The sequence below is a fragment of the Chthoniobacterales bacterium genome (genome assembly GCA_035274845.1).
GTDB lineage: Bacteria > Verrucomicrobiota > Verrucomicrobiia > Chthoniobacterales > UBA10450 > AV80.
The window spans coordinates 106,230-123,794 of the sequence record DATENU010000002.1 but is presented as its reverse complement, the minus strand read 5'-3'; the positions used below and the strand labels follow the sequence as shown (position 1 = coordinate 123,794).

The 17,565-nt window shown below is 61.2% G+C and carries 17 protein-coding genes; 11 read left to right on the top strand and 6 right to left on the bottom strand.

The genetic code is table 11. The features are described from left to right. Window positions 1-26: 26 nt before the first annotated feature. From VJU77_00885 to VJU77_00875, 3 genes are read left to right on the top strand one after another with little or no spacing between them, the layout of a single operon-like run. Window positions 27-2,480, top strand: coding sequence for an ABC transporter permease (locus VJU77_00885; GenBank protein ID HKP01890.1), 2,454 nt, complete (start codon window positions 27-29; stop codon window positions 2,478-2,480). Between the two features lie 23 nt (window positions 2,481-2,503). Next, entirely contained in the window at window positions 2,504-2,833 is a 330-nt protein-coding gene (locus tag VJU77_00880) for a hypothetical protein (GenBank protein HKP01889.1), read from the top strand. A gap of 22 nt (window positions 2,834-2,855) precedes the next feature. Next, a complete protein-coding gene (locus tag VJU77_00875) occupies window positions 2,856-3,305 on the top strand; it encodes a hypothetical protein (GenBank protein ID HKP01888.1) in 450 nt (149 codons plus the stop codon). A gap of 32 nt (window positions 3,306-3,337) precedes the next feature. On the opposite strand, the gene VJU77_00870 is transcribed toward VJU77_00875, so the two are convergent. Next, entirely contained in the window at window positions 3,338-4,180 is an 843-nt protein-coding gene (locus VJU77_00870) for a PhzF family phenazine biosynthesis protein (GenBank protein ID HKP01887.1), read from the bottom strand. A 66-nt stretch (window positions 4,181-4,246) separates the two neighbouring features. Here VJU77_00870 and VJU77_00865 point away from each other — a divergent pair, with 66 nt between their 5' ends. The 4 genes from VJU77_00865 (at window position 4,247) to VJU77_00850 (ending at window position 7,394) form a co-directional block, all read left to right on the top strand. Continuing rightward, window positions 4,247-5,290: a hypothetical protein gene (locus VJU77_00865; protein ID HKP01886.1), complete on the top strand. Its 1,044-nt coding sequence runs from the start codon at window positions 4,247-4,249 to the stop codon at window positions 5,288-5,290. Window positions 5,291-5,312: 22 nt separating this feature from the next. Then, window positions 5,313-6,389: an alpha/beta fold hydrolase gene (locus VJU77_00860; protein HKP01885.1), complete on the top strand. Its 1,077-nt coding sequence runs from the start codon at window positions 5,313-5,315 to the stop codon at window positions 6,387-6,389. Between the two features lie 101 nt (window positions 6,390-6,490). Continuing rightward, window positions 6,491-6,934 (top strand): YiiD C-terminal domain-containing protein, encoded by a 444-nt coding sequence (locus tag VJU77_00855; protein ID HKP01884.1) that lies wholly within the window; start codon window positions 6,491-6,493, stop codon window positions 6,932-6,934. Window positions 6,935-7,043: 109 nt separating this feature from the next. After that, entirely contained in the window at window positions 7,044-7,394 is a 351-nt protein-coding gene (locus tag VJU77_00850) for a hypothetical protein (protein ID HKP01883.1), read from the top strand. Window positions 7,395-7,442: 48 nt separating this feature from the next. Here VJU77_00850 and VJU77_00845 read toward each other — a convergent pair whose 3' ends face one another. Genes VJU77_00845 through VJU77_00835 form a run of 3 tightly spaced genes read right to left on the bottom strand, consistent with a single transcriptional unit; the run spans window position 7,443 to window position 9,206 of the window. Then, a complete protein-coding gene (locus VJU77_00845; GenBank protein ID HKP01882.1) occupies window positions 7,443-8,018 on the bottom strand; it encodes a hypothetical protein in 576 nt (191 codons plus the stop codon). Window positions 8,019-8,065: 47 nt separating this feature from the next. Continuing rightward, window positions 8,066-8,464 carry a peptide-methionine (R)-S-oxide reductase MsrB gene (gene msrB, locus VJU77_00840; GenBank protein HKP01881.1) on the bottom strand — a complete coding sequence of 133 codons (399 nt, stop codon included), beginning with the start codon at window positions 8,462-8,464 and terminating at the stop codon, window positions 8,066-8,068. A gap of 7 nt (window positions 8,465-8,471) precedes the next feature. Continuing rightward, window positions 8,472-9,206 carry a DUF1223 domain-containing protein gene (locus tag VJU77_00835; GenBank protein ID HKP01880.1) on the bottom strand — a complete coding sequence of 245 codons (735 nt, stop codon included), beginning with the start codon at window positions 9,204-9,206 and terminating at the stop codon, window positions 8,472-8,474. Between VJU77_00835 and VJU77_00830 the strand changes: the two genes are divergently transcribed. Then, window positions 9,099-9,899 (top strand): RNA polymerase sigma factor, encoded by an 801-nt coding sequence (locus VJU77_00830; protein ID HKP01879.1) that lies wholly within the window; start codon window positions 9,099-9,101, stop codon window positions 9,897-9,899. The genes VJU77_00835 and VJU77_00830 overlap by 108 nt on opposite strands. Further along, window positions 9,899-10,651 (top strand): hypothetical protein, encoded by a 753-nt coding sequence (locus VJU77_00825; protein ID HKP01878.1) that lies wholly within the window; start codon window positions 9,899-9,901, stop codon window positions 10,649-10,651. Before VJU77_00830 ends, VJU77_00825 begins: the two co-directional genes overlap by 1 nt. A 126-nt stretch (window positions 10,652-10,777) precedes the next feature. Here VJU77_00825 and VJU77_00820 read toward each other — a convergent pair whose 3' ends face one another. Further along, the gene (locus VJU77_00820; protein ID HKP01877.1) at window positions 10,778-11,536 is read right to left on the bottom strand and encodes a TSUP family transporter; all 759 of its coding nucleotides are present in this window, start codon (window positions 11,534-11,536) and stop codon (window positions 10,778-10,780) included. Window positions 11,537-11,648: 112 nt separating this feature from the next. Continuing rightward, window positions 11,649-13,739, bottom strand: a complete 2,091-nt coding sequence (locus VJU77_00815) for a copper-translocating P-type ATPase (GenBank protein HKP01876.1) — start codon at window positions 13,737-13,739, stop codon at window positions 11,649-11,651. 157 nt (window positions 13,740-13,896) lie between these two features. Here VJU77_00815 and VJU77_00810 point away from each other — a divergent pair, with 157 nt between their 5' ends. Together VJU77_00810 and VJU77_00805 are read left to right on the top strand one after the other, a co-directional pair. After that, a complete protein-coding gene (locus VJU77_00810; protein ID HKP01875.1) occupies window positions 13,897-14,547 on the top strand; it encodes a phosphoribosyltransferase family protein in 651 nt (216 codons plus the stop codon). A 57-nt stretch (window positions 14,548-14,604) separates the two neighbouring features. Further along, entirely contained in the window at window positions 14,605-17,469 is a 2,865-nt protein-coding gene (locus VJU77_00805; GenBank protein HKP01874.1) for a M28 family peptidase, read from the top strand. Window positions 17,470-17,565: the final 96 nt, after the last annotated feature.

Below are 17,565 nucleotides of genomic sequence, written 5' to 3'. Positions count from 1 at the left end.
CTACGCTTAAGAGCATTGTTCCTCCGGTGAAAAATTTTCTGGCCGATCTCCGCTTCGGGCTTCGCTTGTTGCTCAAGTCGCCGGGGTTCGCCTTCACTACCATCGCGGTGCTTGCGCTCGGCATTGGCGCGAACGCGGCGGTGTTCAGCGTGATTGATGCCGTGTTGCTTCGTTCTCTGCCTCTCCGCGACCCGGAGCGCGTCGTCATGATCTGGGAAAAAAATCCGGCCCTCGGCGGATCGATTGGCGAGCGGGTGCCGTCGGCTTACGTGAATTTTCTCGAGTGGCAGCGGCAGGCCACCCAGTTCGAAGCGATCGCTGGATTTGAAGACGCAAACTTTAACCTGACGGGAGGCCCGGAGCCGGAACGGATCGAAGGCGCTCGCGCTTCGCCAAACATCTTCGCGCTTTTCGGAGTGAAACCGGCGCTGGGGACCGGCTTCGATTCCGCGGGCACCGATGCCTCCAAGACGCACGTCGCCGTCTTGACCGACGCGTTTTTCCGGAGCCACTTCGGCGGCGACCGCAACGTTTTGGGTCAAACCCTCACGCTCAATGACGTGGTCTACACGATCGTCGGCGTGCTGCCGTCCGAGTTTCATCTCCCGGCGGCGCGCGAAGGCCAGGACCAGCATTCCCCGAAGTTGTGGGTGCCCTACGATGACACTGCGACCCAGAACCAGGCCGAAGCGAAGCGGCGCAAAATGCAGGTTTACGGCCGACTCCGGACGGGTGTCACCCTCGCCCAGGCCCGCGCCGAGATGTATGGAATCGCGAAAAATCTCGCCGAACAGGACCCGACCCAGAACGCCGGCTTCGGCGTTAACGTTTTCCCCGTTTCCGTGGAGAACCTCGGGCTGGATTTGCGGCGCAACCTGTTGGTCATGCTCGCCGCGGTCGGGTTCGTCCTCCTCATCGCCTGCGCGAACATCGCCAACCTGATGCTGACTCGCGCCACCGCCCGCCAGAAGGAAATGGCGGTCCGCAAAGCGCTCGGCGCCGGCGGCGGCCGGCTTGTCTCGCAATTGCTGGCGGAAAGTCTGCTGCCGAGCGGGATCGGCGCGCTCCTCGGGCTGGGCTTGGCCCATTTCGGAATCAAAGCGCTCGTCGCTCTTCACCCGGCCGGAATTACGCGGCCTGACGACATCAAGCTCAACTTGACCGTCCTGCTTTTCACCATCGGCCTCTCGGTCGTGGCCGGCGTTTTCTTTGGGATCATCCCCGCGTTCCAGGCGGCGCGCACCGACGTTAACGCGTTCCTGAATCAAACCCGCGGTGCGAACGCCGGCGCGTCCTCGAGCCGGCTTCGACGGGCCCTGGTGGTGGCGGAAGTGGCGCTCGCCTGCGTCCTTCTGGTTGGCGCCGGGTTCATGGTCAAAAGCATGCTCGCCGTCCTGAGCGTCGATCCCGGATTTCGCGCCGATCATTTGCTGACCATGAAATTCAGCATGCCGGCTTCGCGGTACGCCAACGACGTCCAGATCGCCGCGTTCTGTCGCCAGGTCGAAGACAAGATCGCCGCCATGCCGGGCGTGAAGAACGTGAGCTTTTCCGATGGCCTGCCAATGACCCGGATTCGGCTTACTCGTTTCGTGCTGGAAAACCAGCCGCCACCGGCGCGCGGGAGCGAACCGACCGCCGATATGCGCGGCATATTTTCGCCCGGTTATTTCGACGCGGTCGGGATTCGTCTTCTGGCCGGCCGCAATTTCACCGCGGACGAATTGCAAACGAAAGCGCCGGTCATGGTAGTCAACCAGACGCTGGCCAAGCGGCTGTGGCCTAACGAGGACGCAGTCGGCCAGCATCTCCGCAGTGTGCCGTCGCGGGCGGAAACGCCGCCGGTCGTTTCCACGATCATCGGCGTCGTTGGCGACACGCACCAGGAAGGACTGGAGAGTAAGACGCGGCCGGAGATCACCAAACCGATGGTCGATTTTACCCAGCTCACCCTGGCGGTGCGCGGCAACGGCGATCCCGAGTCGCTCGTTACCGCGGTCAAAAGCCAGATCTGGTCGGTGGACAGAAATCTGCCGGTCTTCGAGGTCCGAACCATGGAGCAAATCCTCGATGAAGATACGAGCCAGCGAAAATTCCAGTCGTTCGTCATGAGTGTTTTCGCAGGGCTCGCCCTCGTCCTTGCTTCGATTGGGCTGTTTGGCGTGCTTTCGTCGCTGGTCGGCCAGCGGACCCAGGAGATCGGGATTCGCATGGCTCTCGGGGCGCAGGGCAAGGATGTTATGCGGATGGTGGTAGGCGAAGGCCTGCGCATGGTGCTGCTCGGCGTCGTGATCGGCATTGCGGCAGGAATTGGGCTGTGTCGTTACCTGGCGAGTTTGTTTTTTGGCGTCAGTCCGGCCAGCCCGGCGACCTATCTCGAAGTGGCGATCGTCATGCTGGGGATGGCGCTGCTTGCCTGCCTGCTGCCGGCCTGGCGCGCGATCCGGGTCAATCCAATGACAGCGTTGCGTTACGAATGACCGCCTGAGAGACTTCACGCGCCATGGATTCCGATCAGCCGATGCGAAAAGTAGCCCGCGCCGCCGCGGAAGACATTCTCCGGATCATTTTTGGCGACGATCTCGAAGGTTGCCGGGTGAGTCTCGATCAGGTCACCGACGTGATTTCGAGCGCCATGGCCGGTCAGGCGGATTTCAATCGCGCCGTTTCGGAGCTGAACGACAAAGCTTTTGAAGCGATCCGAACTCTTTCGACGCCGCCGGCCAACGGTGCCACCCTGAATGCGGATGAACTGCGATCGCTCCTGAGCGAACGGCTCGACAAGATTCAAACCCTGGCCCAAAAAGTAATCGCGGCGAACAAGAAGCTCTGAGTGCTGCTCGCAACCTAACGACATGAAAACAATCCTGACGGCAATCTTCGCCGTGATCGGTCTGACGACCGCCGTGGCCGGCCAGCAATTCGACGCCGCCACCTGGAAGAACGTCCAGACTTACGACGTCCCGACGCTGTTGAACCAGGAGGCGTCGCTTATTAACCGGGTCGTTGCGGTCCGTTTCCATTATCGAAGCGCGAAGCTGCGGCACCTCAAGCCGAGCTGGTACGAAGCGTCGATCTGGCAGCACGATCCAAAAGCCAAGAAGGGTTACTCCGCGCTCCGGGTCTGGGTGGCGAAGAAGGACGTGCCCGCTTTCGAGAGCATTACCTCTGATTTCAATTCCATGACCGAGACGACGGTTTACGCCAAGGTCGAAAAGGATCCTGATAACAATCTCGCGCAGCTGCGTCTCCTGGGCCGTAAAGTCACCCTCGATGCCGCCGGCAACGCCACCGTCGATTGGTAGGCTTTAAGGAACGGCGGTTTGAAACCGCCGTCTTAACTGGTCGGCGATTGAAAATCGCCGTTCCTTGATGACCTATCCGCGATTACCACCGCTAGCTCCATCGTCCCCTGCACGTACGTCACAGCGGTACCGCCGATCCCGACCCGGTCTGCGCGGTCTTCGCAAAACAACTCGCCGCCGCGCGGGGAAAGCTGGCGCGCATGCAATTCCGTTTTGCCGAGGCGCTTCGCCCAGTAGGGAATCAGTCCGCAATGGGTCGAGCCGGTCACGGAATCTTCCGGCACGCCCACGCTCGGCGCGAAGTAACGCGAAACGAAATCGCAATCGTTTCCCGGCGCGGTGACGCAAACGCCCTGGACACCCTCGAGCTTCGCCAGCTCAACGAGGTCAGGCTTGAGGTCCGCCACCTGTTCCGCTCGTTCGAAGACCGCGATGTAATCCCGGTTCCGCAAAACTTCCGTCGGCTGCGCGCCTAACGACTCCGCCAGTAACGGCGGCGCCTCGCAAGGACTTCCCGGCCGCGAGGGGAAATCGAGCACCAGGCGTTCCCCTACCCGATCGACTCTCAGCTCGCCGCTGCTCCGCGAGTGAAACATCAACGAGTCCCCGGTTCGGCCGAGATGCTGAAAGAGCACGTGAGCCGAGCCGACCGTCGCGTGGCCGCAAAGATCGATCTCCGCCGACGGCGACAGCCAGCGAATGTCGAAAAAGCTCCCCCGATCGATAAAGAACGCCGTCTCCGCCAGGTTGTTCTCGGTGGCGATCTTCTGGAGCATTTCGTCTGGCAACCATTCCCCGAGGATGCAGACGCCGGCCGGGTTCCCGGCAAAGAGCCGGTCCGTGAAAGCGAGGACTTCGAAATACGGAATCTTCATCGCGGAACGTGGCCGCAGTTTCCTTTCCTGTCATGCCGACAGTAGGGTGGCGGCGTGTTTGAGCAGATGTCGCTTCCGATTCTGGCGCCGGTCTTCGCGGTCGCCGGTGTGGTGGTCTGGATCGCGGGGATTTACGTGTCGAAAACGACGGATGTTCTTTCGTCGCGGTTCCATCTCGGCGAAGCGCTCGGCGGCGCCATTCTCCTCGCCATCGTGACGAACCTGCCGGAGATCGCAATCACTGCCAGCGGCGCGTTGCGGAACCAGCTCGACATTGCCACCGGCAATATCCTGGGCGGAATCGCCATTCAGACAGTTGTGCTCGTGCTGCTCGACGTTGCCGCGATGGGGAAACTCGCCCCCCTCATCGGCCACGCCGCCTCGCTCGATCTCGTTCTCGAAGCGGTCCTCGTGATCGTGATGCTCACGATCACGGTGGCGGCGCATCAGCTCCCGGATTCCCTGGTCTGGAATGGGATAACGCCAGACGGTCTCCTCATTTGCGGGGCGTGGATCGCGGGTCTCTATCTCATCGGTAAAGCGCGGGGCAATCTTCCCTGGCAAAGCCACGGCGATGCGCCTGGTGGCCAGCGGCGCCGGACCCAGGTTCAAAAGAAGGAAAAAAATGCTGCGGGAAAATCGAGCACGCCTTGGGCGATCATCGTTTTCCTGATTGCGGCAATCGCAACCCTGGCCGCGGGCGTTGTTCTCCAGCAAACCAGCGAGATAATCGCAAAACAACTCGGGCTCAGCGGCGTTGTCTTTGGCGCCACCATCCTGGCCGCGGTCACCGCGCTGCCGGAAATCTCAACGGGATTGGCCGCGGTCAAGCTGGGCGATTACAAACTCGCGGTGAGCGATATTTTTGGCGGCAACGCCTTTCTGCCGGTCATCTTCATTGTTGCGACACTCGTCTCCGGCAAAGCCGTTTTGCCTCACGCGACGAAACCGGACATGTATCTGACTGCGCTCGGGATGCTGCTGACCGCGGTTTATGTTTACGGCCTGATCTTTCGGCCGCGCCGCCAGATTGCGCGCATGGGAGTCGATTCGTTTGTCGTGCTTGTTCTTTACCTCCTCGGCATCGCCGGCCTGTTCGCGATCAAGTGAATTTGCCGCTACGCTGCAGACCATGAGTGCTCTGCTCCGATTTCTCATCGCCTTTTTCCTCGCCACGCCATCGGCTCTTTTCGCCGCCGAATACCCGCCACCCACCGAAGCCGACCACGTCATTCACGATTTCAAATTCACTTCGGGCGAGACGTTGCCCGAGCTGAAGATTCATTACCGGACCATCGGCAAGCCGGTGAAAGACGCGAAAGGTGTCGTGCAAAACGCCGTCCTGATCACGCACGGGACCACCGGCAGCGGCGGACAATTCATCCGGCCCGAGTTCGCGGGCGAACTTTTCGGCGCGGGCCAGCTGCTCGACGCGGCGAAATTTTTCATCGTCCTGCCGGACGGGATCGGTCACGGCAAATCGAGCAAGCCGAGCGACGGACTGCACGCGAAGTTCCCGCGCTACGGCTACGTGGACATGGTCGAGGCGCAGTTCCGCTTACTGACCGACGGGCTCGGCGTGAACCACGCCCGGCTCATCATGGGGACTTCGATGGGCGGAATGCATACCTGGCTTTGGGGGTCGGCCCACCCTGATTTCATGGACGCGCTCATGCCGCTGGCCAGTTTGCCGACCCAGATCTCCGGGCGGAACCGCGCCTGGCGCCGCGTGATCATCGACGCGATCCGGAACGATCCGGATTGGAAAGGTGGCGAGTACACCTCGCAGCCGCCGGCGCTCCGGACTGCCGCCGAAATGCTTTTTCTCATGAGCAGCAACCCGGTTCTACGCCAGAAGGAAGCGCCCGACCTGAAGAAGACGGATGAGGTTCTCGACAAGTTTGTCGGCGATCACTTCAAGACCGACGACACCAACAATGTGCTTTATGCCCTCGATGCATCGCGCGATTACGATCCCGGACCGGGGTTGGAGAAAATTAAAGCTCCGCTCCTCGCCATCAATACCGCCGACGACCTGATCAATCCGCCGGAGTTGCAGATCCTCGAGCAGGGAATCAAGCGGGTCGCCAAAGGGCGCGCCATCGTCATTCCCTTGAGCGACAAAACCCGCGGCCACGGCAGCCACACGCTGGCCGCACTTTGGAAGAGCGAGCTGGAACAGTTGCTCAAGGACTCCGAAAGACAATGAGACCGGCGACACGGTGGATCGCGCGCTCCGCGCTCGATGACGGAACGCCCGAGAGCAGCCACGCATTTCGCCATCGCGCGACGTAGCGCGCGATCCACCAAATGAACGAATCGAAAGCGGAGAAATTTCTCCACGAACAAATCCCGATCACGCGAGCAATGGGTTTGCGGGTCGTGGCGCACGACGAAGCCGGCTTCACGGTCGAAGCGCCCGTCGCGCTGAACTCGAACCATCTCCGGACCGCGTTCGGCGGCAGCATCAACGCCGTCGCGACATTGGCCGCCTACGGATTTCTCTGGGTCGAGCTGAACGACGCCGCTGCGCACGTGGTGGTGGCGGAAAGCTCGATCCGTTTCCTCCGCCCGGTGCGCGAAACCATTCGAGCGACCTGTTTGCGGCCTGACGCGAACGCGCTCAGCGAGTTTCGGCGCCATTTCAGCGGGAAGGGGAAGGCGCGAATCACTCTGCGCGTAACCGTCGTCGAGCATGGCCAACCGGCAGCAGAATTCGAAGGAATTTTCGTGGCGCGCACCCATACGGCCTGAGGGCAGGCCGTCTCCAATGGAGCCGGCACGCCACCGTGCCGGGCGGGATGACGCTTCGAAATCAACTCTTCGGCTCGACGGCGTCTCGCCCTGCCAATAACATTCCGGCATGATCACCGGCGCGCATTCCATCATCTACAGCACCGATCCCGAAGCCGACCGCAATTTCTTCCGGGATATCCTCAAGCTCACCAAGGTCGACGTCGGCCAGGGGTGGCTCATCTTTGGTCTCCCGCCCTCTGAAGTCGCCGTTCATCCCGGCGAAAAGAACGACCAGCACGAATTCTATCTCATGTGCGACGACGTAAACGCCTTCGTCGCCGAGATGAAAACGAAAAATATTTCCTGCGGCGAAGTGCAGGACATGGGCTGGGGTGTCTTAACCCAGCTCACTCTTCCCGGCGGCGGCAAGCTTGGCGTTTATCAACCGCGCCACGCCCGGCCGGAGCCGATGAAGTAAGTCGGCGGCGGACAACTTGGTTACAACTCATTTCGGGCACCACTAGCATCACAAATCATCGCGACCAGTAGCCACGACGCGATGTGAAGATACTGGGTACGCGATGACCCACCTATCCCCAAGCTTCGCTAAGCCAATGTCGCTGAAAACGTCTCCAACCCGCTCCTGGCGACCGCCGATAACAACAGCGTTTGGACTGTAGACGGCGAAAATGCGGAGGATCGGTTTGTGAAACTCGGAGTGGTGCATCACGATGGAGGTAATCTGCTGAATATCGGTCTCGCCAAGCTGTCGGCCTCCACCGTGACAGTGCCAATAATCGGCATCGCACAGCGGGCAGTACGTAATGGTGCCACCCATCGCATGGATCTTTGAGGGTTGGAACTTCCGGTCATCTGCGAGCCGATTTGGATTGTCTGGATCACATTTCAGCGCCGCTGAAGACCAGTCGTGGACGAGAACAAGCCTTTCGCTCGCATTGATGGAGTGATATCCGCGCACACTAATCGTCGGGATATGATGCTTTGCGCAGTATGTAACCCCGGCGACCGCCGTGGTCGGCCGATAGGGATGCAACCACGGGCGCTGGTCGACGACGCAGCCCGTGAGTACTGCTGCAAGCATTCCAAGACGGGCGCCTTGGAGCTCCCGAGTTCGGAGGGGCTTGATCGTTATTCCTTTCTCTCCAGCTTCAGCGCCGCGGAGTTCATGCAATAACGCAACCCGGTCGGCTGCGGGCCATCGGGGAAAACGTGGCCGAGGTGGCCGCCGCATTTGGCGCAGAGAACTTCGGTCCGCGTCATCCCGAACTTGCGATCGCTCTCCGTCTCCACGGCGTCCTTGGCGACCGGTTGGTAAAAGCTGGGCCAGCCGCTGCCCGACTCGTATTTGGTGTCGGAACTGAAAAGCGGATTCCCGCAGCCGGCACAATGATACGTGCCGTCGTCGTGCGCGTCGGCGTACTCGCCGGTAAAGGGCCGCTCGGTCCCTTTCTCTCGGAGGACATGATACTGCTGCGGGGTCAGCGCATTCCGCCACTCGTCATCGGTTTTGTTAATTTTGTCGCTCATAGAATTTTCACGGCAACCAGCCGCCGACGGCCTGGATCGGTTCCATCTGGCCGGCCTCAGTCACCCAGGCCGCCAGCGCGCCGCGTTCGCCGGTTTGCCCCGAGGCGGCCGCGGGAAAGCGGAGTTCCTTTGTGCCGCCCGGCATGGCTTCGTTCGTCAACGAAAGCACGACGAAATCATGCTGCAATTTGCGCCCGCGATTTTCTCCCGCCTTCACGTTCGTGCTCAATCCGAATCCCAGCCGCGCGAGATGAATTTCAAAATCGCGCCCACCGCCAGTCGCGGGTTGGTAGGTTGCGGTCACCCGATCGCCGTCCAAGAGCCGAATCGTCAAAACGCCGGTCGCTTCGGCGGCGGGCGACGGGACACTCCGGTTTTGCCATTCGCGTCCGTCGAGAACGAAACCGGGTGTGTAAACGCTTCCGCTCTTCCAGCGTTCGGCATAATCGTATTGGCGCGCAGTCCAAATCTTGGAGGCGAAGGGATCACGCCAGCCCAGGCGGTCCCAGTAATCGACGTGGAACGCGACCGGGACGAAATCGCGCCAGAGTTGCGGCTCCTTTTTCAAATTGCTCAGCCACGCTTCCGCCGGCGGACAACTGCTGCATCCTTCGGAAGTGAAAAGCTCGAGAAGATGGGTCTTCGCCGGCTTGCTTTCGTAAACCGCTTCACCCGCTCGCAAAGGGGAGGTCTGGAGAAGAATCATCATCAGGGAGAGAAATATCAGGAGGCGTCCGGGCATGCGAGTGAGAGGGCGGGTTGGCAAAAATATTTCAGGCGAAGGAATAATCGGCGCTCCGGCGTCTCTTACGCCCCTGAGCCCCCATCTCACCCATGCCTGATAAAGGAGCAACGGAGTTTTGGCTCGCGCGGGTCCGGCCCGCTCGTTACTCATGGCGTCGTGGCTGGGGTCGATTTTGAAAAGCTGGTTGAGGAATTTTACATGCCACTATACCGCTTTGGATTATCGCTGAGCCGCAACGAGTCCGACGCGTTCGATCTGACCCAGCAGACCTTTTATGCCTGGGCCGCGAAAGGACACCAGCTTCGGGACACCTCGAAGGTTAAGACCTGGCTCTTCACCACTCTTTACCGCGAATTCCTCACCAAAAAACGGCGCGACGACCGCTTTGTCGAAACCGACGAGGAGACAGTCTTCGCGGAACCGCTCCAGATTTCGCCCTCGATCGTTGACGAGATCGATGCCGCCATCGTCCAGACCGCGCTCCACCAGCTCGACGAACGTTACCGCGCGCCGGTGACGTTGTTTTACATGGACCAGCATTCCTATCGCGAAATCGCGGAAATTCTTTCGCTCCCCATCGGCACCGTCATGTCGCGCATTTCCCGCGGGAAAGCGGAGCTGCGCAAACGCCTGAGCGACCTCGCGGCGGAGGAATCGAAGAAAATTCTGCCGATGAAAGAGAACCGGTAATGGATGAGGTGACTTCATGGCGCGGAATGTTGAGCGTCCATCGCGGAAGCGACGCGGAAGCGATCGATCCCCGGTTGGCGGACGCGCGCACGAGAGCGGAGTCGGATCCCGCGCTCAAGGAATGGTGGGCAGCGGACCAGGAGCAGGATCGAACGATCAGCGCCAAGCTGGCCAGTCTCCCGGTTCCCGCCGGCTTGAAAGCGCGATTGCTCGCGCCGCCGCCGGAAGTTTCGGCCGAGCCGCGCCGGGGCTGGACCCGCGTCGCGCTCCTCGCAGCCGCGTGCCTGGTCGCGCTGGCGGTGCTGTTCGGTTCGTGGCGCGGGCCTTTTCAACCGGCCGTTTCCCTCGCGGATTATCGCGATGAGATGGTCGGATTCATCAAGGTCGATCCGAACCTGGAGATGAAATCGCCGGACCTGGCCAAGGTGGAGAGCTGGCTGCAAAAAAACAACGCGCCGTCACAGCTCATTCTCCCGAAAAAATTGCGGGACCTCGAGCCGGTCGGCTGCCGCACCCTGCGTTTTCGCGGACACGATGTTGCGCTGGTCTGCTTCAAGCGGAACGAAGGCGGACTGCTCCATCTATTTGTGCTGAATCGCGCGGCCTTACCGGACGAAATCAAAGACAAGGCGCCTCAGATTTCTCCGGAGGGAACCTGGATGACCGCAGCCTGGGGCGACGGAGATCAGGTTTACCTGATTACCGCACAGGGCGACGAGAAGGTCATCGAGGCTTACCTGGCGGACGCGTAATCGAAACATCGAGTCTTCCGATCCCATGGTAGGGACGGCGCGCTGCGCCGTCCGTCCGCGACATTGCGTCGGGGCCTATTTCGGACGCCGCAGCGCGGCGTCCCTACCAGTCGCTTCGGTGTTTGCCTACGGCGCAATGATCGATTGGGCCAGCTTCGCGATCAGCGCTCCAACGATGACCAGGAAAAAGATCCGGACAAAGCGGCTTCCTTTCGCGATGGCGAGCCGGGCCCCGATGCTGGCGCCGAGGACGCTGCAAATGGCCATTGGGACCGCGTAGGCGTAGATGATGTGGCCGGTCCAGCTGAAGTAAATGACCGACGCCAGGTTCGTCGCGAGGTTGATCACTTTCGCCGAGGCGGAGGCGGCCAGGAAATCGAACCCGAATACGCCGACGAAGAGAAAGATAAGGAAGCTGCCCGTTCCCGGACCAAAAAAACCATCGTAAAAACCGAGCGCCGCGCCGAACAGGAGGCCGAGAAGCTGCGCCTTCTTCGGCGGATGTTTCGGCGCGTGAATGATGCCGAGGTCTTTCACAAAAAAAACGTAGATCGCCACGAGGACCAGAAGGACGAGCACGATCGGCCGGAGAAACGCGGTGTTGAGGAGCGAGACAACGCGCGAGCCGAGGAAGGAGAAGATGAAGGCGCTGATCGCCGCCGGCAGGATGGTGGGCCAATCAAAGGTGATGTGCCGCGAGTAACGCTGCACGGCGATGGTCGTCCCCGCGCACGAGGCGAATTTATTCGTCCCGAGAATGGTCGCGATCGGCAGACCCGGGAGGAGAATCAGCATGGCCGGAATCTGGATCAGCCCGCCGCCGCCCACGACGGAATCGATGAAGCCCGCGAGGAGCGAAAACGCGCAGAGGAAGAAGATAAGCATGATGGATCGCGCGCTCGTTGCCGTAGCGACGGCGCTCTGTCGCCGTACGATCGCGTCGATTGCGGGCAGCGCCTGTTACGCCGACAGAGCGGCGTCGCTACAACTCCTCATCTCATAGCTTCACGCGTTGTAACCGCAAGGCGTTTGCGATCACCGAGACAGAACTCAAGCTCATGGCCGCGCCGGCGATGACCGGGCTCAGCAGAATTCCAAAGAAGGGATAGAGCAGCCCGGCCGCGATCGGAATCCCGAGCGCGTTATAAAAAAAAGCGAAGAAAAGGTTCTGCCGGACATTACGCATGACGGCGCGGCTTAAATGGATCGCTTTCACGATGCCGTTGAGATCGCCCCTTAGCAGGGTGATGCCAGCGCTTTCCATGGCCACGTCCGTGCCCGTCCCCATGGCAATTCCCACGTCGGCCGCGGCCAGGGCAGGCGCATCATTTATTCCGTCGCCCGCCATCGCGACGACGGAATTCGGTCCGCGCAAGCGCTCGATCTGTTCGTGCTTGTCCTTTGGAGCAACGCCCGCTTCCACGTCATCGATCCCCAGTTTTCGCGCGACCGCCTGTGCGGTCCGCTCGTTGTCCCCGGTCAGCATGATTACTTTCAGGCCCAGCCGATTCAGTTCCCGGACGGCACCGGGCGTTGAATTCTTAATTGGGTCCGCGACAGCAATCACGCCAGCGGCGCGGCCCGCGATGGCGACAAATATCGCTGTTTGACCCTCGGTTTGCAGCTTTGCCGCCTGTTCCTCCAAATTCTCCAGGCCGGAGATTCCATTTTCGCGCAGGAAAGCCGGCTGGCCGACCATGATCGTCGCGCGCGGCACTGTCGCGATCACTCCGCCGCCGGTCGTGGAAGAAAACCCTTCGATCTTCTCGAGCGGAATTTTCCTTTCCCGCGCGGCTTCGACGACGGCCGAGGCGAGCGGATGTTCGCTCTGCTGCTCGGCGGAAGCGGCCGCGGCCAAAAGATCGTCTTCGTCGATTCCTAAGGTAGCAATAATCCGGGTGACACGCGGTTTTCCTTCCGTGAGCGTGCCGGTCTTGTCCACGACCAGGGTTTTGACCTTTTCCATCAGCTCGAGCGCGACGGCGTTTTTCACCAGCACTCCGCCCTGAGCGCCGCGGCCGACCCCCATCATGATTGACATCGGCGTCGCCAGGCCAAGAGCGCAGGGACACGCGATGATGAGCACGGCCACGGCATTAACAATCGCATGGGCGGGCCGCGGCTCGGGGCCGATCCAGGCCCAGACGACAAAGGTGATCACGGCCACCACCAGTACGGCCGGCACAAAATATCCCGCGACGGTATCGGCGAGCCGCTGGATGGGGGCGCGGCTGCGTTGCGCCGCCGAAACCATCTCGACGATCTGGGCGAGCACGGTCTCGTGGCCAACCTGCTCAGCCTTCATGACGAAACTGCCGGTGTTGTTCAGCGTCCCGCCAACCACTTTGTCGCCGGGAGCCTTTTCAACTGGGAGCGCTTCTCCGGTGATCATCGATTCGTCCACGGAAGTTCGTCCCTCGATCAGGGTTCCATCGACGGGGACTTTCTCGCCGGGTCGGACGCGCAAATGATCGCCGCTCCTTACTTCCGACAGGCCAACCTCTTCTTCGTTTCCATTGCGAACACGGCGAGCGACCGGCGGCGCGAGATTCAACAAGCTCCGGAGGGCGCTTCCTGTCCGGCTCCGCGCCCGGAGCTCGAGGACCTGGCCGAGCAAAACCAAAACGGTGACCATGGCGGCAGCTTCGAAATAGAGGCCGAGCTCTCCGTGATGCGTCATCGACGCCGGAAACAGATTCGGCAAGAGCAACGCCGCGCAGCTGTAAAGATAAGCAACGCCGACGCCGATTGCGATAAGGGTAAACATGTTGAGATGGCGGCTCACGATGGAACGCCAGCCGCGGACGAAGAACGGCCAGCCGGCCCACAGGACCACCGGCGTCGTGAGCGCGAATTGAATCCAGCGCGCAATATTCCCGGAAAGCCACGACGGCGGATTCGGGATCAAATGCGACATCGCCAGGAAAAAAACCGGCAGAGTTAGCGCCGCGCCGATCCAAAACCGGCGGGTCATGTCGCGCAACTCGGAGTCGTCTTCTACGGTCGCCACCGAAATCGTTTTCGGCTCGAGCGCCATCCCGCAAATCGGGCAGCTCCCCGGCCCGACCTGCTCGATCTCAGGATGCATCGGGCAGGTGTAAAGGGCGCCGGGCGGCGATGGTGCACCTGTGGACGAGCGCTCATGATGACAGCAGGCGTGTTCCTCATTCATGGCGGCAGCATAAGACCTATAGGACGTATACGGCCTATTGCCCGCTTTCACAGTTCGTCCGACCGTTACCGTGATGCGGACGTCTTTTGGTGATCGCACCGAAGCCGGCCAATTGCTGGCGGAGCAATTGCGCGCCTACGAGCGGCGGCCCGACACGATGGTGCTCGCACTGCCACGCGGCGGCGTGCCGGTCGGATATGAGATTGCGGTGGCTCTCGGCTTGCCCCTCGACGTTTTCGTCGTGCGAAAGCTGGGCGTGCCCGGGCAACGGGAACTGGCCATGGGGGCGATCGCTTCCGGCGGGGTGCGGGTCTTGAATGAAGATGTCTTGCGCGCCATGCCGGATGCGGCGGCGACCGTGGCGGAGATTACGGCGGAAGAAACGCGCGAAGTGGAACGGCGCGAACGCGATTATCGGCAGGAACGGCCCGCGCCGGAATTGCAGGGACGGACGGTAATCCTGGTCGACGACGGCCTGGCCACGGGCGCAACCATGCTGGCGGGAATCGCGGCGCTGCGGCGGCAGGACCCGGCGCGGATCGTGGTCGCGGTCCCGGTTTGCCCGCCGGAAACACTCGGCGAAATCGAGCGGGCGGCGGACGAGACGGTGGCGTTGTTCGCGCCGGCCTGGTTTCGCGGGGTCGGGCAGTTTTACGGAGATTTTGCGCAGGTGAGCGACGAAACCGTGCGCGATTTGCTGGCGCGCGCCGCGAGGAGAGAGTAAACGAACTTCCCGATGCGGCGCCGATTTACATCCTTTTTTTTCTCTACCCCCCTCCTGATGTTGGGCGCGGCCGCCTTCGGCGCGGACGATCCAGCCCAGGAATCCCGCTTCATCTCGAACACCCGCCAGCTTGTCTTCGAAGGCAAGCGAAGCGGGGAAGGCTATTTCTCGCCGGACGCCAAGAAGCTGATCTTCCAAAGCGAACGCGAACCGGAGAACCCGTTCTTCCAGCAATACATCCTCGACCTGGAAAACGGAGAAACGACGCGAGTCTCTCCGGGCAAAGGCAAGACGACCTGCGGTTTTTTCCAGCCGGGAACAGACCGCGTCCTGTTCTCCTCCACGCATGCCGATCCGGAAGCGGCCGCGAAACAGAAAGCCGAGCTGGAATTCCGCGCCAGCGGGAAACAACGGCGTTACTCGTGGGATTACGACGATTCCGCAGACATCTTCTCCACGAAACAGGATGGGACCGACGCGATCAACCTGACGCACTCACCGGGTTACGATGCGGAGGGCTCTTATTCACCCGATGGAAAACAGATCGTCTTCTGCTCGCTGCGGAGCGCGTTCCCGCTGGATAAGCTGCCGGCCAAAGATCGCGAGCGTTACGACAAAGACGCCGCCTGGTTCGGCGACATCTATCTCATGAACGCGGACGGCTCGAATGTTCGCCGCCTGACCACGGAGCCGGGCTACGACGGCGGCCCGTTCTTCTCGCCGGATGGAACGCGGATCGTCTGGCGGCATTTCGAGGAGAACGGAATGATCGCCGATGTCTGGACGATGAAGCTCGACGGCTCGGACAAAAAGCGGGTGACCGATTTCAAATCGATGTCGTGGGCGCCGTTCTATCATCCGAGCGGGAAGTATTTCATTTTCACGTCGAACAAACTCGGTTTCGAAAACTTCGAGCTGTTTCTCGTGGATGCGGCGGGGGAACACGAACCGGTCCGGGTGACGTTCACTCCGGGTTTTGACGGGCTCCCGGTGTTTTCGCCGGATGGAAAGAAGCTCTGTTGGACGAGCGGGCGCACCGGGGATGGGAAGTCGCAGCTTTTTATCGCGGATTGGAATGACGAGGCGGCGCGAGCGGCGCTGGGCACAGCGACGCAGACAAGCGACGCGGTTTCAAAATCACCCACGACTGGAACCCCCGATCCCGGCTACAGCGCTGAGATAAGGGCGGCGGATTTGCGCAAGCAAATCGAATGGCTGGCGGACGCGAAGCGCGAGGGACGGATGACCGGGAGCGCGGGAGCGCAGGAAACGGCAAAATGGCTGGCGAATTATTTGCGCGACAACGGCGCCAAGTCGTTTGCCGAAAACTACGCGCTTCCGTTCCAGTTCAATGCCGGCGAACGGGTCCTTCCGGAGAAAACGCGACTCGAAATTTCAGGGGCCGCGGCGAAACTCGACTCGGACTTCCGGCCGCTCGCCTTCAGCGAAAACGGCGAGGCGAACGGCGACGTAGTTTTTGCCGGGTACGGGCTGGTGGTTCCGGGGGAAGGCGCGGCGCGCTATGACTCGTATGCGGGCCTCGACGTGAAGGACAAGATCGTCCTGATTTTGCGCTACGTCCCGGAAGGGGTCGACCAAACGCGACGCGCGCAGCTCAATCGTTATGCCGGTTTGCGTTACAAGGCGATGCTCGCGCGCGAGCGCGGCGCGAGAGGCGTGCTCGTGGTGACCGGGCCGACTTCGCCGAACGCGGGCCAGCTTCTCGCGCTCAACAACGACAACACGAACGCGAGTAGCGGCATCGTAGTGGCGTCGATCAGCGGATCGCTCGCCGATTCGCTCCTCGCGCCGAGCGGCAAAAAGTTAAAGGAACTTCAGGTGGGACTCGACCAGGAAAACCCGCACGCCGAGGGCGGCTTCGTTTTGCCTAACGTGAAAGTAAAGCTGGCCTGCGGCGTCGAGCACCTGAAGAAAAACGACAACGATGTGGTCGGTTATTTCCCGCCGAGCACAGGGACTGATGAATACATTGTGGTCGGCGCACATTACGATCATCTCGGTCGCGGCGGCACAAGCTCCCTCGAGCGGACGGGCGAAGAGAACAAGATTCATCCCGGCGCCGACGATAACGGTTCGGGGACGGCATGGACGATGGAGTTGGTAGCGGCCCTCGCGAAAGAGCGGAGCGAACATCCGGAGAAATTTCGGCGCGGCGTGATCTTCGGGTTTTGGTCGGGCGAAGAGATCGGGATCATCGGCTCAGCCGCGTTTTGCGAGAAGCCGCCGGTGCCCTTGGAAAAGATCGTAGCCTACGTGAATGCCGACATGGTCGGCCGGCTCCGCGACAACAAGCTGACCCTGCAAGGCGTCGGCTCATCGCACGCCTGGCGAAAGCTGATCGAGAAACGGAATGTCGCCGCCGGATTCAATCTCACCCTGCAGGATGATCCCTATTTGCCGACCGACGTGACGAGCTTTTACCCGAAGAATGTGCCGGTCCTGAATTTTTTCACCGGCGCGCATGACGATTACCATCGGCCCAGCGACACGGCGGATAAAATTAATTACGAAGGGCTGGAGCGAATCGCGAAGTTTTCGGAGCAGCTCGTGATCGATCTGGCGGGAGCGCCAGAACGGCCCGACCTGGCCAAGGTGGAACGCACTTCGCAGGATGGCGGCGGCCGCGAGACATTGCGGGCGTATCTCGGCACGATCCCGGATTATACGACCAGCGATGTCAAAGGCGTGAAGCTGAGTGGCGTGCGCGGAGCAAGCCCGGCGGAGAAAGCGGGATTGAAAGGCGGCGATGTCATCGTGGAATTCGCCGGGCAGAAAATCGCGAATATTTACGATTACACCTACGCGCTCGACGCCGTGAAAATTGGCCAGCCGGTGCAGGTGGTGGTTGAGCGCGATGGCAAGCGCGTGACGCTGACCGTCACGCCGGAAGCGCGGAAGTAATTTTTTTCTTGGAGACGGCCCGCCATCGGGCCGTTGGGATTACGGTCGATGGCATGCGAGGCCTCCCCCCTCCGGCCTGTGGGCAGGCCGGCTCCA

Coding starts and splice junctions, on each gene's coding strand:
- VJU77_00860 (HKP01885.1), top strand. CDS start 5,313: ATGAGTGCTCTGCTCCGATTTCTCATCGCCTTTTTCCTCGCCACGCCA.
- VJU77_00815 (HKP01876.1), bottom strand. CDS start 13,739: ATGCATCCTGAGATCGAGCAGGTCGGGCCGGGGAGCTGCCCGATTTGC.
- VJU77_00855 (HKP01884.1), top strand. CDS start 6,491: ATGAACGAATCGAAAGCGGAGAAATTTCTCCACGAACAAATCCCGATC.
- VJU77_00820 (HKP01877.1), bottom strand. CDS start 11,536: ATGCTTATCTTCTTCCTCTGCGCGTTTTCGCTCCTCGCGGGCTTCATC.
- VJU77_00810 (HKP01875.1), top strand. CDS start 13,897: ATGCGGACGTCTTTTGGTGATCGCACCGAAGCCGGCCAATTGCTGGCG.
- VJU77_00830 (HKP01879.1), top strand. CDS start 9,099: ATGGGTCTTCGCCGGCTTGCTTTCGTAAACCGCTTCACCCGCTCGCAA.
- VJU77_00870 (HKP01887.1), bottom strand. CDS start 4,180: ATGAAGATTCCGTATTTCGAAGTCCTCGCTTTCACGGACCGGCTCTTT.
- VJU77_00875 (HKP01888.1), top strand. CDS start 2,856: ATGAAAACAATCCTGACGGCAATCTTCGCCGTGATCGGTCTGACGACC.
- VJU77_00850 (HKP01883.1), top strand. CDS start 7,044: ATGATCACCGGCGCGCATTCCATCATCTACAGCACCGATCCCGAAGCC.
- VJU77_00845 (HKP01882.1), bottom strand. CDS start 8,018: ATGCTTGCAGCAGTACTCACGGGCTGCGTCGTCGACCAGCGCCCGTGG.
- VJU77_00805 (HKP01874.1), top strand. CDS start 14,605: ATGTTGGGCGCGGCCGCCTTCGGCGCGGACGATCCAGCCCAGGAATCC.
- msrB (HKP01881.1), bottom strand. CDS start 8,464: ATGAGCGACAAAATTAACAAAACCGATGACGAGTGGCGGAATGCGCTG.
- VJU77_00880 (HKP01889.1), top strand. CDS start 2,504: ATGGATTCCGATCAGCCGATGCGAAAAGTAGCCCGCGCCGCCGCGGAA.
- VJU77_00835 (HKP01880.1), bottom strand. CDS start 9,206: ATGCCCGGACGCCTCCTGATATTTCTCTCCCTGATGATGATTCTTCTC.
- VJU77_00825 (HKP01878.1), top strand. CDS start 9,899: ATGGATGAGGTGACTTCATGGCGCGGAATGTTGAGCGTCCATCGCGGA.
- VJU77_00865 (HKP01886.1), top strand. CDS start 4,247: ATGTCGCTTCCGATTCTGGCGCCGGTCTTCGCGGTCGCCGGTGTGGTG.